The sequence below is a fragment of the Bartonella sp. CL70QHWL genome, from assembly GCF_042194855.1.
Taxonomy (GTDB): Bacteria; Pseudomonadota; Alphaproteobacteria; order Rhizobiales; family Rhizobiaceae; genus Bartonella.
Map to the genome: position 1 here is coordinate 13,711 of NZ_JBHINJ010000013.1, position 18,266 is coordinate 31,976.

Here is an 18,266-nt window from a genome sequence, read left to right on the forward strand (position 1 = left end):
GTGAACAATGGCGTATGATGAAAAAAAAATTGTTTCTGCACTTAAAGCTTTTGAACACGGTGAAATTGTTGTGGTAACAGATGATGATGACCGTGAAAATGAGGGTGATTTAACTGTTGCTGCAGCGCATTGTACAGAAGAAAAGATGGCGTTTATTCTTCGTCACACAACAGGTATTGTGTGCACACCTATGCCAAAAACAGAAGCAAAACGGTTTAATCTTTCTCCTATGGTACCAGATAATAACTCTGCACATGGGACACAATTTACGGTTACTGTTGATTTTAAACACGGCATAACAACAGGGATCTCAGCACATGACCGTACATTAGCTGTACGTAATCTTGCGAATTCAAATGCAAGTGCGGATGATTTTGTTCGTCCAGGGCATGTTTTTCCTTTGATTGCGCATGAAGGGGGGGTGCTCATGCGTTCAGGTCACACAGAGGCGGCTGTTGATTTATGTAAATTAGCTAATTTGCCGCCGGTTGGTGTTATCGGTGAGTTAGTTAATGATGATGGAAGCGTTAAACATGGCGATCAGATTATGAAATTTGCGCAAGAACATCGGTTGCATATTATAACGGTTGCAGATTTAATTGCTTACCGCCAACGTAAGGAAATATTGATCAAAAATGTTGGAGAAATGCCTATTGAAACATTTGTAGGTCCCGCTATTATTCAAAGTTATCAACTCCCTTGGGAAGCCGTTCAGCATATTGCAATTGTTTTTGGTGATGTCCGTGAGGGGGAGGATATTCCTGTGTATTTACATCATGAAAACATTATAAATGACGTTTTTTGTCAAACTTCAGATATTATGGTGATGATGCGGCGTATGATGGAAAAAGAAAAACGTGGCGTATTTATTTATTTGCGTGAAGGATCTGTTATACAATCAACTATTGATATTCAAAACATGGCAAGAGACAGTTCAGAAAACCATGTGCAGGCAATTGAACGCGAAGAAGAATGGCGCAAAATTGGTTTAGGATCACAAATTTTAAAATATTTAGGAATAGGCTCTGTTATTGTTTATGCTTCTAAAGAGCGCCATTATGTAGGTTTGGAAGGTTTTGGAATTCGTATATCCAGAACAGATATTTTTTGAGGTTCATATGAAAAAAGAGATACAAGAGGGAGATATTACGACCTTAAGTTTCGAGCAAGCGCTTAAGCAACTTGAAGTTATTGTCGAAAATTTGGAACGTGGCGATGTGCCTTTGGAACAATCCATTGATATTTATGAACGCGGTGAAGCGCTTAAAAAGCATTGTGAAAAACTCTTAAGAGTTGCTGAAGCTAAAGTTGAAAAAATCCAGTTTTCAGAAGAAGGTTCTCCAGAAGGAGTAGAACCACTTGATGCTAAATAATATTAAATCTTTTTGGATATTTATTGTGGGACTTAAGAGATGCAATAACCTTAGTTTATAAACAGAAAAATTTATTGATTTCTTTTTTATATAATAATTTAAAAATGAGGAAATTATAGTTCATCTCAATAGAAAAGAGCATTTTTCAGTAAAAAAAGATGCAAAACTGTAAATAAGAGTAGAGAAGATGTATTTCGTTGCGTTTTCTTGAGTTAAGATAATAGAAAGGATTTTTTTTGTCTCAGGTCCTAACACCATTGCTTGACCGTGTTTGTTTTCCGCAAGATTTGCGGGCATTGCATGAGTCTGATTTGGTACAGTTGGTTGATGAGTTGCGGACAGCAACAATTGATGCGGTTTCTGTAACAGGTGGTCATCTTGGGGCGGGACTTGGTGTTGTTGAGCTCACTGTTGCATTACATTATATTTTTAATACACCAGAGGATAGGATTATTTGGGATGTTGGTCATCAAACCTATCCACACAAGATTTTAACGGGGCGTAGAGAAAAAATTCGCACATTACGTCAAGAGGGCGGATTATCTGGTTTTACAAAACGTTCAGAAAGTGTGTATGATCCATTTGGAGCGGGGCATTCATCTACTTCTATTTCAGCGGGGCTTGGCATGGCGGTGGCAAGTGCTTTGAAAGCAGAGACAAGACGCAATATCATAACTGTCATTGGTGATGGTGCAATGTCTGCGGGTATGGCATATGAAGCAATGAACAACGCTGGTGTTTTGAATGCGCGCTTGATTGTTGTTCTTAATGATAACGATATGTCTATAGCACCACCTACAGGTGCTATGAGTGCACATCTTGCACGATTAGTGTCTCGTCCTTCTTATCGTCATTTGCGTGAACGCGTAAAGATGTTGAGCGAAAAATTGCCAAAGTTTTTTTTGGATAAGGCCCGTCGTTCAGAGGAATTTGCGCGTGGCCTTTTGGTTGGGGGAACTTTATTTGATGAGCTTGGCTTTTATTATGTTGGACCCATAGATGGGCACAATTTGGGGCATTTATTGCCTGTTTTTAAAAATGTTCGTGAATATCCTAATGGTCCTGTTTTGGTGCATGTTGTAACCCATAAGGGAAAGGGATATCCACCTGCAGAGGCCTCGTCTGATAAATATCATGGTGTTAATCGTTTTGATGTCACGACAGGAAAACAGGTTAAAGCATCAAGTAATATTCTACCCTATACCAAGGTATTTTCTAAAGCTTTAATAGAAGAAGCTCACCATGATGATAAGATTGTTGGCATAACAGCAGCGATGCCAACAGGGACAGGTCTTGATTCTTTTGCGAAAAAATTTCCTGAAAAAATGTTTGATGTTGGTATCGCTGAGCAACATGCCGTAACTTTTGCGGCAGGACTTGCTTGTGAAGGGTATAAGCCTTTTGTTGCAATTTATTCTACTTTTTTACAGCGTGCTTATGATCAAATTATTCATGATGTATCAATTCAAAAATTACCGGTACGTTTTGCTATTGACCGAGCAGGTTTTGTGGGGGCAGATGGCGCAACACATGCTGGAAGTTTTGATATTGTTTTTTTGTCCACTCTTCCTGAGTTTGTTGTTATGGCACCTTCTGATGAGCTTGAATTGATGCATATGGTGCGTACAGCTGCAGCTTATGATCAGGGACCCATTTCTTTTCGTTATCCGCGTGGTGAGGGGATTGGTATAGATTTACCGCAACGTGGTGAGTTATTAGAAATTGGAAAAGGGCGCGTTCTGCGTGAAGGGAATAAGATCGCTTTGGTTTGTTTTGGAACGCGGATGTCAGAAGTGTTGCAAGCTGCTGATGCGTTGGAGGTTGAAGGGTTATCTACAACGGTTGCAGATGCACGGTTTGCAAAACCTTTAGATAAGGATTTGATGCGTCGTTTGGCACGTGAGCATGAGGTATTGGTGACAATTGAAGAGGGGGCAATCGGTGGATTTGGAGCGCACATATTACAATTTTTAGCGCAAGAAGGGCTCTTAGAGCATGGTTTGAAAGTTCGTACACTACAACTTCCAGATGAATATTTGAATCACGGCTCACCAGAAAAAGTTCTTTCACGTATTGGGCTTGATGCTATGGGCATTGTCAACACGGTTTTTACAGCTTTGGACCGCGAGATTCGAACAGGATAGAAAATTCGAGTATGAGATGGCTGCCAGAAAAAGACTCGATATTCTTTTAGTTGAAAAAAACTTTTTTAAGACACGTTCACGCGCACGTGATGCAATTATGCGCCAAACTGTTAAAGTTAATGGAGAAATCGTTTTAAAAGCTGGGCAAATCGTTTTTGATGATGCAGAGATTACCGTTTGTGATCCAGCGCAGAATTATGTTTCTCGGGCAGCGTTAAAATTGATTGCTGCACTTGATGCATTTCCAATTATAACAGATAAAGTGACAGCCATTGATGTTGGTGCATCAACAGGTGGTTTTACGCAAGTTCTCTTAGAGCGTGGAGCAGATCATGTTATTGCCGTTGATGTTGGGCATCATCAATTTGATAAACGTTTATTGGGCAACAGTGCTATAACGTTATTAGAAGGCTTGAATGTCAGAGATTTTAAACAGGAACATTTAGGTGGGCGAGAAATTGATCTTATCGTTTCAGATGTTAGCTTTATTTCGCTCAAACTTGCATTGCCTCCCGTGTTGTCTTTAGCCAAGAAGGGTGCCCAAGCTGTTTTACTGGTAAAGCCTCAGTTTGAGGTTGGTCGTAAACATTTTAGTAAGGGAGGAATATTAAGTCCATCAAGTGCTAAAGAAACTGCTGAGGCGCTTTTTGTTTGGTTAAATACACAAACAGGGTGGAGTGCAAAAGGTTTAATTTCTTCCCCTATTACAGGCGGTGATGGCAACGTGGAATATTTACTATTCGGAGAAAAACAAGAGTGAATGACAATGTCATAATCGATCATATCGGAGTAAATGGTTATGGTATTGCTAAGATGTCTCACGGCTTCGTTTCTGTTCCTTTTACTTTACCAGGAGAGTGTGCTGAAATTACTGTTCATGGAAAATATGCAACATATATAGCATTAAAAGAAAAATCATTAGAACGCATTGATACTCTTTGTCAGCATTTTGGAGAATGTGGAGGGTGTACTCTTCAGCATTGGCATATGGATGCTTATCGCGTATGGAAACAACAATTGGTTGTTGAGGCGCTTAAAAAGTATGGACTTAATAATGTTGTTGCGCCTTTAATAGAATGTAAACCTTATAGCCGACGGCGGATTACTCTAACAGCATCCATGACCCCACAGGGGCAAAAAGTTGGTTTTAACCGTTATCTCTCTCATGAGATTGTAGCTCTTGAGGAATGCCCAGTAAGCCGTCCAGAGCTTATTTCTCAGTTGCATAATATCAAAGAGCTCTGTGCTTTTCTAAAGAACTCTGCCAAACGGTTTCATGTTACGATAACATGTGTTGAAAATGGTTTAGATGTTGCTTTAAGCGGTTGCATTATACACCATGAATCACTTCGTCAGAAAATGATCAGTGCTGCTCTTTCATATGGGATTATACGTTTATCTGTTGACGGTGAAGTTTTGGTTGAACGAGAAAAACCAGAGATTTACTTTGGAGATGTCCGTGTTGAATTTCCTTCTGGTGGTTTTCTGCAAGCAACTTGTGAAGCGGAAAATATAATGGGCAATATTATTTTGACTCATTTAAAAAAAGCAAAGAATGCTGTTGATTTGTTTTCAGGGGTAGGAACATTTACCTTGCGTATGGCAAAAAAGATGAGTGTTCATGCAGTAGAAAATAATGAAGATGCATTAAGAAATCTAAATACAGCAGCACGTTTTGCGACTGGTTTAAAAACGGTCACTTGTGAAAAACGTGATCTTTTCCGACATCCCCTTTCTGTAAAGGAACTTGAATGTTTTGAGAGTGTTGTTTTGGATCCTCCCCGTGCTGGTGCAGAGCAACAAGTACGTGAACTAGCGAAGACAACAGTATCACGTGTTGTGGCGATTTCTTGTAATCCTACTACATTTGCTCGTGATTTATCTCTTCTTGTTGCAGGGGGGTATACAGTAGAAAAAATCATACCGATCGATCAATTTTTATGGTCACCACATGTCGAAATTGTTGCTGTTTTGAGCAAAAAGAAAAAAAAGAAAGGTTGGAAACTTTAGCCTAATTTTTTTTAAAAGTTTACCTGAGTATTATTATAAAATCTCTCCAAAATTTATCTATAATAATAACCTTTTTCTCGTTGATCTAAGAGCACTGAATGTAGAAAGTGCTTTTTTATTATGAAATATAAAAGACAAGTTACCCCACACAAAAAAACCACAAAAAAGACGAATGGATTACGAAGAATATGTATCTGAATAAGCCTGTTCCATCGTTATATTTGCCATCTCCCAATGTTTCTAAAATTCTTGGTACTTGAGACGGTCCATAAGAAGAATCTTTAGTTCTTTCTTGTACAGTTTTTATCCATATAACTCTCCCTGCCTGTAATGTATAAACGAATGATTTTGATTGGTTCAACAGACACAGATTTAAAATGAGAGAATCTTACGGTATTCAAGGTTCTAATACAATATGAATAACGCTAGATTATCTTTATAAATCAATGCATTGTACCCCCTCACAAAATGGTCGTAATAGACGAGAAGGAGGCAATACGGGGAAGGAATGAGCAAGCTTATTCCTCTATAAGCGCAGTTCCACCGATTGTCATATTATTGATTCGAAGGTGAGGTTGGCCAACACCAACAGGGACATTTTGGCCAGCTTTTCCACACATACCAATACCATTATCTAGTTTACTATCATTACCAATCATTGTGATACGTTTCATAGCATCCGGTCCATTTCCAATAAGAGTTGCCCCTTTGATTGGTGCACAAATTTTACCATTTTCTACTCGGTATGCTTCAGTACATTCAAAGACGAATTTTCCAGAAGTAATATCAACTTGTCCTCCACCAAATGAAACAGCATAGATACCACTTTTAAGTGAAGAAAGGATTTCTTCAGGTGTTTTATCTCCTCCTAGCATGATTGTATTGGTCATTCGTGGCATTGGTGCATAAGCATAAGATTCACGCCGTCCATTTCCAGTTGATTTACCTCCCATAAGCCGTGCATTAAGCCTGTCTTGCATAAAACCAACGAGCTTTCCATCTTCAATGAGAACGTTATATCCTGAAGGGGTCCCCTCATCATCAACAGTGAGAGAGCCACGGCATTGTGGAATTGTTCCGTCATCAACAACTGTAACACCTTTTGCTGCAACTTGTTGTCCTAAAAGTCCAGCAAAAGCGGATGTTTTTTTACGGTTAAAGTCACCTTCTAAACCATGACCTACGGCTTCATGGAGCATAACACCAGGCCATCCGTTGGCTAAGACAACATCAAAAGATCCAGCAGGTGCTGCTTCTGCTTCTAAATTTGTTAAAGCCATACGTAAGGCTTCATCTGCAGCTTTCTTCCAATTGTCTTCATGAATAAATTGGTTAAATGCTTGTCTCCCTCCACACCCATAAAAACCATTTTCACGTCGATTGCCTTCAGCTACGACCACAGATATAGAAAGTCGCACAAGGGGACGAATATCACGAACCAAATAACCATCTGCACGTAAAATTTCAACATGTTGTAGCGAGCCGGAAAGAGAAACAGTCACTTGATGCAATTTATCATTTTTAGCACGTAAATAGGCATCAATTTTTTGCAAAAGAGCACTTTTTTCTTCAAATGATGGAGCATCAAGGGGATTATGCGGTTGATAAAGTCTTTTGTTTGTTTGTTGAGGTGCTATACTATAAGGCCCTGCATGATTATTATAGGTAACAGCTTTAGCAGCTTCACTGGCACGTTTGAGTGCAGCAGCTGATAACTCACTAGAGTGAGCATATCCAGTAGCCTCTCCAGCAACAACGCGTAGTCCAAATCCCATATCTTGATGAAATGAGCCGTTTTTAAGCTGCCCATTATCAAATAAAAGAGCTTCGCTTTCTGTGTACTCAAGGTAAAGCTCACCATCATCAGCATGATGAAGTGTTTCCTGTACAAGTGATTGCACTTTAGAGGAAGCAATATCAAAATGATCAATCAGCGATTTCATAAGAATTATCCTATTTTTATGGGGGCTTAGAAGATTTTTATCAATCTAATTTTAAGAATCTTTCAAAATATACGATGAAATTTCAATCGTTTAAAGTGTATTGATTTCACTCATGTTGGTAAGGTTGCATAGGCGTCGCCAAGACCATGAAGGTCAACAAAACCTCCAATCCCTTGTTCCGGAGTTGTAAAGATAAAATAGGTTGCCATTTTTCCTTTTAAAAAGAGCTGCAATATGTCTTCTTTAAGAAAGGCTTCAGCAACACAATTATCACCAAGACAACGACGATATTCCATTCTGCCCATATTTTTATCGTCAATTTTAATTCCAACGCCAGGACGTAATTCAACGCGAATCGGAACAAAAACACGCATCAAGGCACCTTGCTTTTGAGGAAGTTTATAAAATGTAACGCGCAAGGTAATATCTTGACGCCCTTGTGTGTGAACGTTTTGTACAACTTCACACTGCATGTTAGGTGTACCTGGTGGTAGAGAACAAACTTTTGTCCATGCACCATAGGTTTGTGGAGCAGGGACACTTTGCGCATAGGGTGTTTGTGCAAATGCATGACTGATAAAACTACTATAAAGTGTGTAAAAAACAGTGCCAATAAAAAAAGTTTTTTTGAGTAATTTATAAAGTATCACAGAAAATCCTATCCGACTTAACACTCACAACCATGCATAGATTTACATAAAAAATGAATTCCCTATAAAAAACTATAACACAAAATCAGTATTTACCCAAATATATTAATTCATAGGATATATTTTTATGATACACTTGTAATATGGGAAAGAACGTTGATTGAAAAAATGTGTTTTTATTGCCAGTATTTTCATCTACTTTTAGGGTATACGTGCGAAAGAGATATTTCATATTTTCTCAAAAATACGATTGGTCTTAATTGGTCATTTCCATACGCTAGATAATATTTGTCAGATAATATTGGGTTTGTGAATGACAGAAATGGAAAAGGGCTTTGAGTGGAATGTCAGTTTCAGAAAAGTTATCGGTTGTGAATGGTAAATCAACGCCACCAAAATCCACTATTAGTGATTATATCACATTATTAAAGCCACGTGTTATGTCTCTTGTGATCTTTACGGCTTTAGTTGGTTTGATGGTGTCTCCTGTTCCTATCAATCCGTGGTATGGTTTTTTAGCAATTTTATGTATTGCTGCTGGTGGCGGTGGTGCGGGAGCACTGAACATGTGGTATGATGCTGACATTGATGCTGTGATGGAACGGACTAAAAAGCGTCCCATTCCCATGGGTAAAATCAGCTCTCAAAAGGCATTTATTTTTGGCATGGTTCTTTCTATGCTCTCGGTATTGGTTATGGGGAGCTTCATTAATTGGTTTGCGGCATTTTTTCTTGCTTTTACGATTTTCTTTTATGTCGTTATCTATACAATTTGGTTAAAGCGTATCACACCACAAAATATTGTTATTGGTGGTGCTTCTGGGGCTTTTCCACCAATGATTGGATGGGCCGCGGCAACAGGGACAGTGAGTATTGATAGCTTTTTATTATTTTTGATCATTTTTATGTGGACCCCCCCCCATTTTTGGTCTCTTTCTTTATTTTCATCTCTTGATTATGAGGCTGCAGGCATCCCTATGATGCCTAATGTACGAGGTGAACATTCAACAAAAAAACAGATTTTATTTTATACTATTTTGATGGCATTATGTGCTGCTGCTCCTTGCTTTATTGGTCTTGGCGGAATTTTTTATGCTATTTTTTCAACAATTTTAAGCATTATCTTTATTTATTTTGCCTATCGTTTATGGAAAGCTGATACACATAATGAAACTATTTTGATGGCTAAAAAAACGTTTTTCTTTTCGTTACTCTATTTGGCAGCTATCTTTGGAGTTCTTTTGATTGAATCTCTTGTCTGGTATTTTATCGCTCTTTAGGCAAATAAAATGAAAAAGCAAATTTAAAAAGAGCTTTTCTTCAAGAAAATTCTGTAAGAAAACACGATAGAGTCTGTTCTTATGCAAAAGATGATATTGCGCGTTTTTTTACATTGCTTATTCATGTATAATAATAGGTTGTTTGAATATATAGCTAAAACTATAGAGATTAAGGATGATTTATGTCTGGACTTCCCCCTTTAACGATACGTCTTTGTGGTCCACGTGGATTTTGTGCAGGGGTTGATCGTGCTATCCAGATTGTTCTGCTTGCATTAAAAAAATATAGTGCTCCAGTATATGTTCGTCATGAAATTGTACACAACCGCTACGTGGTTGAGGGATTACAGCAACGGGGAGCTGTTTTTGTCGAAGAACTTGATGAGATTCCAGAAGAACATCGCAATCAACCGGTTGTTTTTTCTGCTCATGGTGTACCAAAATCTGTTTCAGAAGAAGCGCGATGCTATAATTTGTTTTATCTCGATGCAACATGTCCGTTGGTCTCGAAAGTGCATAAACAAGCGATACGACATCAACGTCATGGTCGTCATGTTATATTGATTGGTCATGCTGGTCATCCTGAGGTGATAGGGACAATGGGACAGCTTGAAGAAGGGGCTGTGACGCTTATTGAAACGATAGAAGATGCTTTGCATTATCAACCCAATGATCCAGATAAATTAGGATTTGTGACACAAACAACGCTTTCTGTTGAAGATACTGCAGGAATTATCGATATATTACAACAACGTTTTCCTACATTAGCAGCCCCAGCGGCTGAGTCAATTTGCTATGCTACAACGAATCGACAAGATGCGGTTAAAGCAGCGGCAAAGGGGAGCGATTTGTTTTTGATTGTTGGAGCACCAAATTCTTCTAATTCACGACGTTTAGTAGAGGTTGCCGAAAAGTCTGGTGCGCGGCAAGCTATTTTAGTTCAGCGCGCTGATGAAATTAATTTTGAAAACCTAAAATCTCTTTCTATTGTCAGTCTTTCAGCAGGGGCTTCGGCTCCTGAAATTATTATTGATGAAATTATTTCAGCATTTCGTGAGCGTTATGATGTCACAATAGAATTAGCTGAAACAGCGGTAGAAACGGAAAAATTTTTAGTGAGTCGCGAATTACGTGACGTCATTTTAACGTCTCAAGATATGGCTTTCGTCAATGGTCAAGCAAATAATGCAAAAAATGAAAATCAGAATACAAACATATCTACAACGAAAGCAGAATAATGGCCGTTTATACAGATATTCACCCAAATGATTTAAAAGTGTTTTTAACACGTTATGCAATAGGATCACTTTTGTCTTATCAAGGTATAGAGGAGGGGATTGAAAATTCTAATTTTATGTTAGAGACAACACAAGGGCGATTTATTTTAACACTTTATGAAAAGCGTATTTCAAAAGATGATTTACCTTTTTTTTGTCGCTTGATGCAGCATTTAGGACAGCGTGGAATTCCTTGTCCTCAACCTGTTATTCAAAATGATGGAATGATGATCTGTGAATTAGCAGGACGTCCTGCCGCTATTATTACTTTTCTGGAAGGAGAGTGGATCCGCCAGCCCAATATAGATCATTGTGGCGAAGTGGGGATGGGGCTCGCACAATTACATTTAGCAGGACAGGATTTTACACTTAGTCGTAAAAATACCCTTTCTGTTATGGATTGGAAGGTCTTGTGGCAACGTTGTCAAACCAAAGAAGATGCATTGTTAAAAGAATTTGGACAAAAAATTGAGTTGGAATTGGCTTTTTTACAGAAAAATTGGCCGTTCAATTTACCAATAGGCATTATTCATGCAGATCTATTTAATGATAACGTCTTTTTTGTGAATCATCGTCTTTCTGGGATGATAGATTTCTATTTTGCTTGTAATGACTTTTTTGCTTATGATTTAGCGATCTGTTTAAATGCTTGGTGCTTTGAGCCTGATCATTCCTATAATCTTACCAAAGCACGTAAGTTATTGGAAAGTTATCAAAAAATAAGACCATTGATCCCTTTAGAATTGGACAAGATGGTTTTATTAGCTCGTGGTGCGTCTCTACGTTTCTTACTCACACGTCTATATGATTGGTTTAATACACCGCCTAATAGCTTTGTTATTAAGAAAGATCCATGGGAGTATTGGCACAAGCTTTGTTTTTTCAGTAATGTAAATTCGCTAAGTGAATTAGGTTTTTAAATTTTATGGCAACTCAACAAAAAGTCGTTGAAATTTATACAGATGGTGCTTGCTCAGGGAACCCTGGAATTGGAGGGTGGGGGGCAATTTTACGCTGGAATGGTCATGAACGGGAGCTTTATGGCGGTAAGGTCCATACGACAAACAATCAAATGGAACTCATGGCGGCTATTTGTGCATTAAAGGCGCTTAAAGAGCCCTGTTTGGTCGATCTTTATACAGACTCAGTTTATGTGCGTAACGGTATATCTAAGTGGATTGAAGATTGGAAAAAGAATAATTGGCGCACCGCATCAAAAAGTCCTGTTAAAAATATGGAGCTATGGCAAGCTCTTGAGGATGCTAGTTCTTGTCATACAGTCAGATGGCACTGGGTAAAAGGGCATGCGGGACATCCAGAAAATGAACGCGCAGATGCCCTTGCTCGCAAAGCAATTACTCAATATCGTGAAAATGGACGTTTTCCAGCATAATTGCTGTTTGGGAGCTTTTTCTTTTATCACGGAGTCGCAAGCGGGGTTGGCTGCGTATGGAATATGAATGTTCCACTTAAGGCGTGATCTTTAAAAGAAACTGTATAAAAAATTTTTTGGTTTATTTCTTCTGGTGCGAAATAGAGTGGAGCACTGAAGAGTGTATATTCTGCGTTATCACTGACTTTTCTTGCTGCTCCAATTTGCATTTCTCCTCCATCTAAAAAGAGAGAGGAAGGTGTAGTTTTGTTGTTATTTTGTATTTTTATAAGAAGGGTACTGTTATTTTTTTCGGCACTTATTTTTAGTGCATTCTGCATCATGCGGGGCAAAGAATCTTGCGCCTTTTTTAAGAAGGAAGCAGGAAGATGTTTATTTTTAAGAGCAGATGGCGAAAAATCAAAGTTAATAGTAAATGGAAGACAGATTTTATTACATAATCCAAGAGTGAAAGCACCACTTAAATTTTTGCTTGAACCAGAAAGATTGAAGGGCAATATTACTTTATCTTTATAACCTAATGACCAATCATTTTCTGTTTCAAAAAGCTGTGGAGTAGGATAAAAGATTTCATAAGAAATCTGTTGGTTGAAATTAAAAAATGGTGCCATGCCAGAATTACCTGGATTACGCCAGTAAGTTTTCCATCCTGGTTTAAGCTCAATTTCAATAATGCCTTCTCTTATTCCAGAAAGAGAAGGTTCAGTGATCGCTAATCGGATACGACCACCATCTGATTCATACCAAGATGTTGCGAAAAGCTGGAGTTTTTGTTCTGTTTGAGCATTTACAGGAATGTTAAGTAATTCTAAAACTATGAATGTTAAGCTTAAAGTAACTAAAAGCTTTTTATAAAAGAAAGTTGCGATATTTTGTAAATTTGTAAATATACGACTTTTTTTCATTGGAGTTTTATTTTCCTAGTGTGCTAAATGAACAAACTTTTATCATGTAAATTATGGAGAATAACAGATTAATGAAGCGGTGTAATGGCTTTTTAGGTGGACAATTACTCATAGCAATGCCTGGGATGAATGACAAACGCTTTATTCGTTCTGTTATTTATATTTGTGCGCATTCTAATGCCGGTGCGATGGGCATCATTCTTAATCAATTGCATCATATTGATTTTCCAGAGCTTTTGCTTCATTTGGGAGTCATAGACAGTGGCCAAAAAAAAAGTCTTTCTGAACCAATAAAACAGTTTCCAGTTCGCTATGGTGGTCCTGTTGATCCTTTGCGTGGTTTTGTCCTTCATTCAGATGATTATGCTTGTGAAGAAACTGTTTTTATTGCAGATAAGATCTGTTTTACTGCGACAATTGATATATTAAAAGCGATCAGTTGCGAACAAGGTCCGCAACATGCACTGGTCGCATTAGGCTATGCTGGATGGAAAGCGGGGCAACTTGAGGCAGAAATTTCTACAAATGGTTGGCTAATCAGTTCTACATCACCTAGTTTTCTTTTTGAAAGCGATTTAAGCTGCAAATATGATAAAAGTTTAACACGCATGGGTATCGATCCAACTTATCTTGCTTCTGAAATGGGACACGCGTAGAGTTTTTTCTAAGCTTTTTAACTTTACACGTTATTTTATCCATTATGTTTTTATTTTATAAGGGAAATGGCTCTGAACGAGTGTAATTAATTCTTCTATGGCAATCGGTTTCGTCACAAGTGTACTTTGAACATATTTACAGCCTTCTTGACGAAGAAAGATTGCTTCTTTTTCATTTTCAACACCTTCTGCGATAATTTGCAAATTAAGATCTGTTGCCATATTAATGATAGACTTTAGAACAATTTTCTTCTTAAGAGAGTCGATTGAGATAAGTGAACGATCAAGTTTAACCATATCAAATGGATAACGTACGAGATAGGTTAGAGACGAATAACCTGTTCCAAAATTATCGAGTGCGAGATTCATTCCCAGTGTTTTAATTTGTTCAAGAAAGTGCGCTGATTGTTCAGGATTATTTCTTAAGACAAATTCAGATATTTCAATCATCAGACGCCCTTTGTGGAGCGGATGGCGAAGCAAAGCGGCACGCAATTGACTGATAAAACGAGGATGAATCATTTCTGCGCTTGGTAAATTAATTGAAATAAAGAAAGATTGTTGGGAAAACTTTTCTTGTACATTTATAAGATCAATAATGGCATTATCGATGATAAACTGTGACAAATCCATAACAATTTGTTCATTTTCTACGATTTTTATGAAATCAGAGACATTTAAATTTCCATAAGTGGGATGATGCCATTCTACAATTGTTTCAAAACCAATAATATGTCCGTCTGATAAATTAAGAATAGGATGGTAGAGGATTTTCATCTCATTACGTTTTATGGCATAATGAACATCTTTCTCCAGAGTATTATGTTCGAGACCCAAAGTGCGAAAATTAGGACGAAAAGGTTCAATATGGTTTCCACCCATTTGTTTTGCGCGAATCATCGCTAATTCACTATCATTAAAAATATCTTTAGCCGTCGATCGGCTTTCACTCCATGTAACCAATCCGATAGAGGTTGAAAGGATTATTTTGTTTTCTGAAAGTGAAATAGGTGCTGAAATTGTTTTGTGCAAATGATCTGCAAATGCTGCAATTTTTTGTGGTTCGGTTTCACTAAGTAAAATAATTGCAAAGCGGTCTGCTGAAAGACGCGATAAGGTGTCTTGAAAGTTAATGAGACGATTTAAACGACGTGCGATTATAAGCAGTACAGTATCCCCAACTGCTATGCCTAATTTGCGATTAATTTGGCGAAAATTGTCAAAATCAATCATAAAGACAGTCGGTCTAATTTTGATATTTGCTTTCGCTAAAGAGGTATAATTTTGTAGTCTATCAAAGAAAATTTGTTGGTTAGGAAGTCCGGTTAAGCTGTCGTGGATTGCATCATGCAATAAGCGTTCTTCGGATTTTTTATGGTTAGTAATATTGACAATGGTTCCAATGACACGTGTGATTTTTCCATCTTTTTGCATAGCCGGACGTGCACGAAGAGAAAACCAATGATAATAACCACCACCGGAAGAAAGACGAAAAATTTGATCAATGCGCCCTTTTTTATTTTTAAGAATGATATCCAATACAGCTTGAAAGCGTTCACGATCATCATGGTGCAAGGCTGAAATCCAGTTGCGCATAGGTCCATTGAGGTTATGAATTTCAGTACCAAAAAGGGTTGCCATGTTTGGATGTACAACAATACGGTCACGCTCGATATTCCAATCCCAAATAATATTTCCAGCTCCCTTTGCTGCGAGTACTTGTTGTTCCAAGTCGGAAAATATTCCTTCATGGAAAGCGTCATTAGAAAAAGTTTGTTGCAGGACAGTAAAGCTTATGAGAAGAACAATGAGCACTAATCCCCCCGCTAATGCTGGCTGGATAATATCATTGTTTAAATGTCCAGCTATGCAAGCATAGGCTCCAACACACCAAAAGCTAATGAGCAACCATGTTGGAATAAGCATAATAGCGCGGTCATAGCTTCTGATTGAGAAATAGATGATTAATATTATACCAAGCACAGCGGTAAGGCCAAAAGACAAACGCGCAATTCCAGCTGCTCTGATGGGATCATAAATAGCAAAGGCTCCTAGACTGCAAAAGGCAATGGTCCAAGCGATAGCACCGTAACTAAAATGATAATGCCAGCGGTTAAGGCTGAGATAGGTAAAAAGAAAAATGAAGAGTGTAGCAGTAAGAGCTACTTCTGTACCAGCACGCCAGATTGGTTGTGTTGTGAGTGTAACTGCAAAGAATTTATTTAAAAAGTTGAAGTCAATACCAATATAAAAAAGCACTGCCCAAGCAACAGCAGCTGTTGCAGGAAACAGCCCTGTTCCACGGACGACGAAGAGAACAGTTAACAAAAGCGCTAAGAGACCTGATATCCCAAGAAGAATACCATGATAAAGCGTATAAGAATTAATTGCATCTTTATAAGCTTCAGGTTGCCATAAATAGATTTGCGGTAGATTTGCAGAGTTAAGTTCGGCCACAAATGTAACAACAGCACCAGGGTTAAGAGTAATACGAAAGATATCAGAGTTTGCACTAAGTTGACGATCGAGGGAAAAACCTTCGCTTGGCGTTATGGATTGAATCCTTGCTGATCCAAGGTCTGGCCAAAAAAATCCAGAACGTGCCATGCGGTAATGGGGGGCAACAATGAGACGATCAACTTGTTCATCTGTTGGATTTGCAAGAGAAAAAACTGCCCAATTTCCGGAAAATTTTTCATTTTTTGCCTGCACTTCAATACGCCATACAATACCATCTGGTCCTGGCGCTGTACTTGTTTGAAAAATAGAGTTGTTTGTATGGTGAATTTCAATTGCTTTTGAGAGATCAAGAGCAGCATCTTGAGAAGAAATTTTAACTGGCTCAATTGCTTGTGCTGATGTAAGATGGACAAAAGAACTAACGACTACAATGAAAATGATGTCAATTATTTTACGCAAACTCTTCACAATGTCCCACTCTCAATATTTTAGGATGTTTAATTTTCATTTCGATTTTTGAGAAAAAACGTCCACCTTTTATAATTTATTTACATAATAAATTGTTATCACTTTTTCTTAAGTTGTGTGATTTTATATACAAATAAACCACATACCCATTTGCTCCAATAGAACTTGAAGCGAATGAAGTTTTATATTTTAAAAGGGCAAAGTTAAACCATAAATTTCCAGATTTCACGGATATACCTTCACTCATTAGAATCTTTATCACATGAAGTATGAATTGGGTAGTTTTGTACGCCTCTTTGCCCAATATTTCCAAAACTTATTTAATGAGAAGAGCTTTTGTGGTAAATTTTATGATAAAAGATGTGATGTTATTGTGATGCTGCTTTGAAAAGAAGTTTTTACTTTAGCTTGTATGAAAGAGTTGACGTTAAATCATCAAAATTTATGAGGGGTCCTACAGGTCCGACAGCAGTTAGTGTTGGTGTGGAGTTTGTAAAAAGACGATGTGCTAAATCAGTTAATCTTTTAGGAGTAATGAGATTGAGGCGTTCAATTGTTTCCGATATTGGAATTGGTCGACCATAAAGGAGTATTTGGCGAGCAATGAGATGTGCTTGACTAGAAGGATTTTCCTGTGACATTGTCAGGTTCGCACGATATTGCGTTTGTGCTCGTTGTAGTTCATTGGCGTGAATATTTTTGCTGACCTTGGAAAGTTCATCAAGAATCACAGGAATAAGTTCTTTGAGCCCTTCTTGTCCGGTAGCTGCGTGAACACCAAAAAGTCCAGTATCTGAAAATCCCCAATGAAAAGCATAAATAGAATAGCATAATCCACGTTTCTCTCTTACTTCTTGAAAAAGACGTGAAGACATACCACCACCAAGAATGATTGAAAGAATTTGGGCTGCATAAAAATCACGCGCGTGATAAGCGCGTCCTTCAAACCCTAGAACAACTTGTGTATCCATTAAATCGCGATATTCACGAAAGTCGCCACCGACATAATTTGCAAGATTAGTAAGAGGTGCGGTTGAATGGGAGCGAAAAGTACCAAGACGACTTTCAACTTCTCGCACGAAACTTTCGTGCTTTACAGCTCCTGCCGCAACGACAATCATACGATCTGCACTATATTGTTTATTGATGAAATCATGGAGATCAGTAGATGTAAATGATTGAATAGTTTTAGCTGTTCCTAAAATAGAGCGCCCAAGGGATTGATGACGAAAGGCTGTTTCTGTAAAATGATCAAAAACAATATCATCAGGAGTGTCATGGGCAGCACCAATTTCCTGAAAGATTACTTGTTTTTCTCGTTCTAGTTCATTGTCGTCAAATTTTGAATGCATTAAAATATCGGCTAAAATATCTATAGCAAGAGGGATATCGCTTTTAAGTACACGTGCAAAGTAAGCTGTTGTTTCAATACTGGTTGTAGCATTTATTTCACCGCCAACATCTTCAATATCGGTTGCAATTTGAAAAGCAGTGCGGTTTTCGGTTCCTTTAAAAGCCATATGCTCAAGAAGATGAGCAATACCATGCTGTGTGGAGGTTTCATTGCGTGAGCCCACTTTAACCCATATCCCGAGGGCAACACTATCAATTTGTTGCATTGTATGTGTGGCGATAGTCAAACCATTACTAAGGCGACATATATCTACATCCATGTATTTACAACTCCATTAATAAGCTAAATACCTC

At 38.0% G+C, this 18,266-nt stretch carries 15 protein-coding genes; 10 read left to right on the top strand and 5 right to left on the bottom strand.

The window, feature by feature from the left end; translation table 11 throughout:
- Positions 1-7 precede the first annotated feature (7 nt).
- From ribB to ACFIJZ_RS06840, 5 genes are all read left to right on the top strand, one after another.
- Positions 8-1,111 carry a 3,4-dihydroxy-2-butanone-4-phosphate synthase gene (ribB, locus tag ACFIJZ_RS06820; RefSeq protein WP_375631382.1) on the top strand — a complete coding sequence of 368 codons (1,104 nt, stop codon included), beginning with the start codon at positions 8-10 and terminating at the stop codon, positions 1,109-1,111.
- A 7-nt stretch (positions 1,112-1,118) separates the two neighbouring features.
- Positions 1,119-1,373, top strand: a complete 255-nt coding sequence (locus ACFIJZ_RS06825) for an exodeoxyribonuclease VII small subunit (RefSeq protein WP_273791347.1) — start codon at positions 1,119-1,121, stop codon at positions 1,371-1,373.
- Between the two features lie 236 nt (positions 1,374-1,609).
- Positions 1,610-3,517, top strand: coding sequence for a 1-deoxy-D-xylulose-5-phosphate synthase (gene dxs / locus ACFIJZ_RS06830; protein WP_273791348.1), 1,908 nt, complete (start codon positions 1,610-1,612; stop codon positions 3,515-3,517).
- A gap of 16 nt (positions 3,518-3,533) precedes the next feature.
- Positions 3,534-4,277 (top strand): TlyA family RNA methyltransferase, encoded by a 744-nt coding sequence (locus tag ACFIJZ_RS06835; RefSeq protein ID WP_375631383.1) that lies wholly within the window; start codon positions 3,534-3,536, stop codon positions 4,275-4,277.
- Positions 4,274-5,527, top strand: a complete 1,254-nt coding sequence (locus ACFIJZ_RS06840; RefSeq protein WP_375631384.1) for a class I SAM-dependent RNA methyltransferase — start codon at positions 4,274-4,276, stop codon at positions 5,525-5,527. Before ACFIJZ_RS06835 ends, ACFIJZ_RS06840 begins: the two co-directional genes overlap by 4 nt.
- A gap of 518 nt (positions 5,528-6,045) precedes the next feature.
- On the opposite strand, the gene tldD is transcribed toward ACFIJZ_RS06840, so the two are convergent.
- Both tldD and ACFIJZ_RS06850 read right to left on the bottom strand, forming a co-directional pair.
- Entirely contained in the window at positions 6,046-7,470 is a 1,425-nt protein-coding gene (tldD, locus tag ACFIJZ_RS06845) for a metalloprotease TldD (RefSeq protein WP_273791351.1), read from the bottom strand.
- Between the two features lie 110 nt (positions 7,471-7,580).
- Positions 7,581-8,120: an invasion associated locus B family protein gene (locus ACFIJZ_RS06850; protein ID WP_273791352.1), complete on the bottom strand. Its 540-nt coding sequence runs from the start codon at positions 8,118-8,120 to the stop codon at positions 7,581-7,583.
- Positions 8,121-8,464: 344 nt separating this feature from the next.
- Here ACFIJZ_RS06850 and cyoE point away from each other — a divergent pair, with 344 nt between their 5' ends.
- The 4 genes from cyoE to rnhA all read left to right on the top strand — a co-directional run bounded on the left by cyoE (position 8,465) and on the right by rnhA (position 12,070).
- Complete coding sequence (gene cyoE, locus ACFIJZ_RS06855) at positions 8,465-9,400, top strand: heme o synthase (RefSeq protein WP_273791365.1); 936 nt, start codon at positions 8,465-8,467, stop codon at positions 9,398-9,400.
- 182 nt (positions 9,401-9,582) lie between these two features.
- The gene (gene ispH, locus ACFIJZ_RS06860) at positions 9,583-10,638 is read left to right on the top strand and encodes a 4-hydroxy-3-methylbut-2-enyl diphosphate reductase (RefSeq protein WP_375631385.1); all 1,056 of its coding nucleotides are present in this window, start codon (positions 9,583-9,585) and stop codon (positions 10,636-10,638) included.
- On the top strand, positions 10,638-11,597 hold the full coding sequence (locus ACFIJZ_RS06865; protein ID WP_273791354.1) for a homoserine kinase: 960 nt from the start codon (positions 10,638-10,640) through the stop codon (positions 11,595-11,597). The genes ispH and ACFIJZ_RS06865 overlap by 1 nt, the downstream gene beginning before the upstream one ends.
- A 5-nt stretch (positions 11,598-11,602) precedes the next feature.
- Complete coding sequence (gene rnhA / locus ACFIJZ_RS06870; protein ID WP_273791355.1) at positions 11,603-12,070, top strand: ribonuclease HI; 468 nt, start codon at positions 11,603-11,605, stop codon at positions 12,068-12,070.
- A 26-nt stretch (positions 12,071-12,096) separates the two neighbouring features.
- On the opposite strand, the gene ACFIJZ_RS06875 is transcribed toward rnhA, so the two are convergent.
- On the bottom strand, positions 12,097-12,975 hold the full coding sequence (locus ACFIJZ_RS06875) for a protein-disulfide reductase DsbD domain-containing protein (protein ID WP_375631386.1): 879 nt from the start codon (positions 12,973-12,975) through the stop codon (positions 12,097-12,099).
- Positions 12,976-13,046: 71 nt separating this feature from the next.
- On the opposite strand from ACFIJZ_RS06875, the gene ACFIJZ_RS06880 reads away from it, so the two are divergent.
- Complete coding sequence (locus tag ACFIJZ_RS06880) at positions 13,047-13,631, top strand: YqgE/AlgH family protein (protein ID WP_375631387.1); 585 nt, start codon at positions 13,047-13,049, stop codon at positions 13,629-13,631.
- A 42-nt stretch (positions 13,632-13,673) separates the two neighbouring features.
- Here the strand turns inward: ACFIJZ_RS06880 and ACFIJZ_RS06885 are convergent, their stop codons facing one another.
- Both ACFIJZ_RS06885 and ACFIJZ_RS06890 read right to left on the bottom strand, forming a co-directional pair.
- A complete protein-coding gene (locus ACFIJZ_RS06885; protein WP_375631388.1) occupies positions 13,674-16,559 on the bottom strand; it encodes an EAL domain-containing protein in 2,886 nt (961 codons plus the stop codon).
- Between the two features lie 398 nt (positions 16,560-16,957).
- Complete coding sequence (locus tag ACFIJZ_RS06890) at positions 16,958-18,232, bottom strand: M16 family metallopeptidase (RefSeq protein ID WP_375631389.1); 1,275 nt, start codon at positions 18,230-18,232, stop codon at positions 16,958-16,960.
- Between the last annotated feature and the right edge of the window lie 34 nt (positions 18,233-18,266).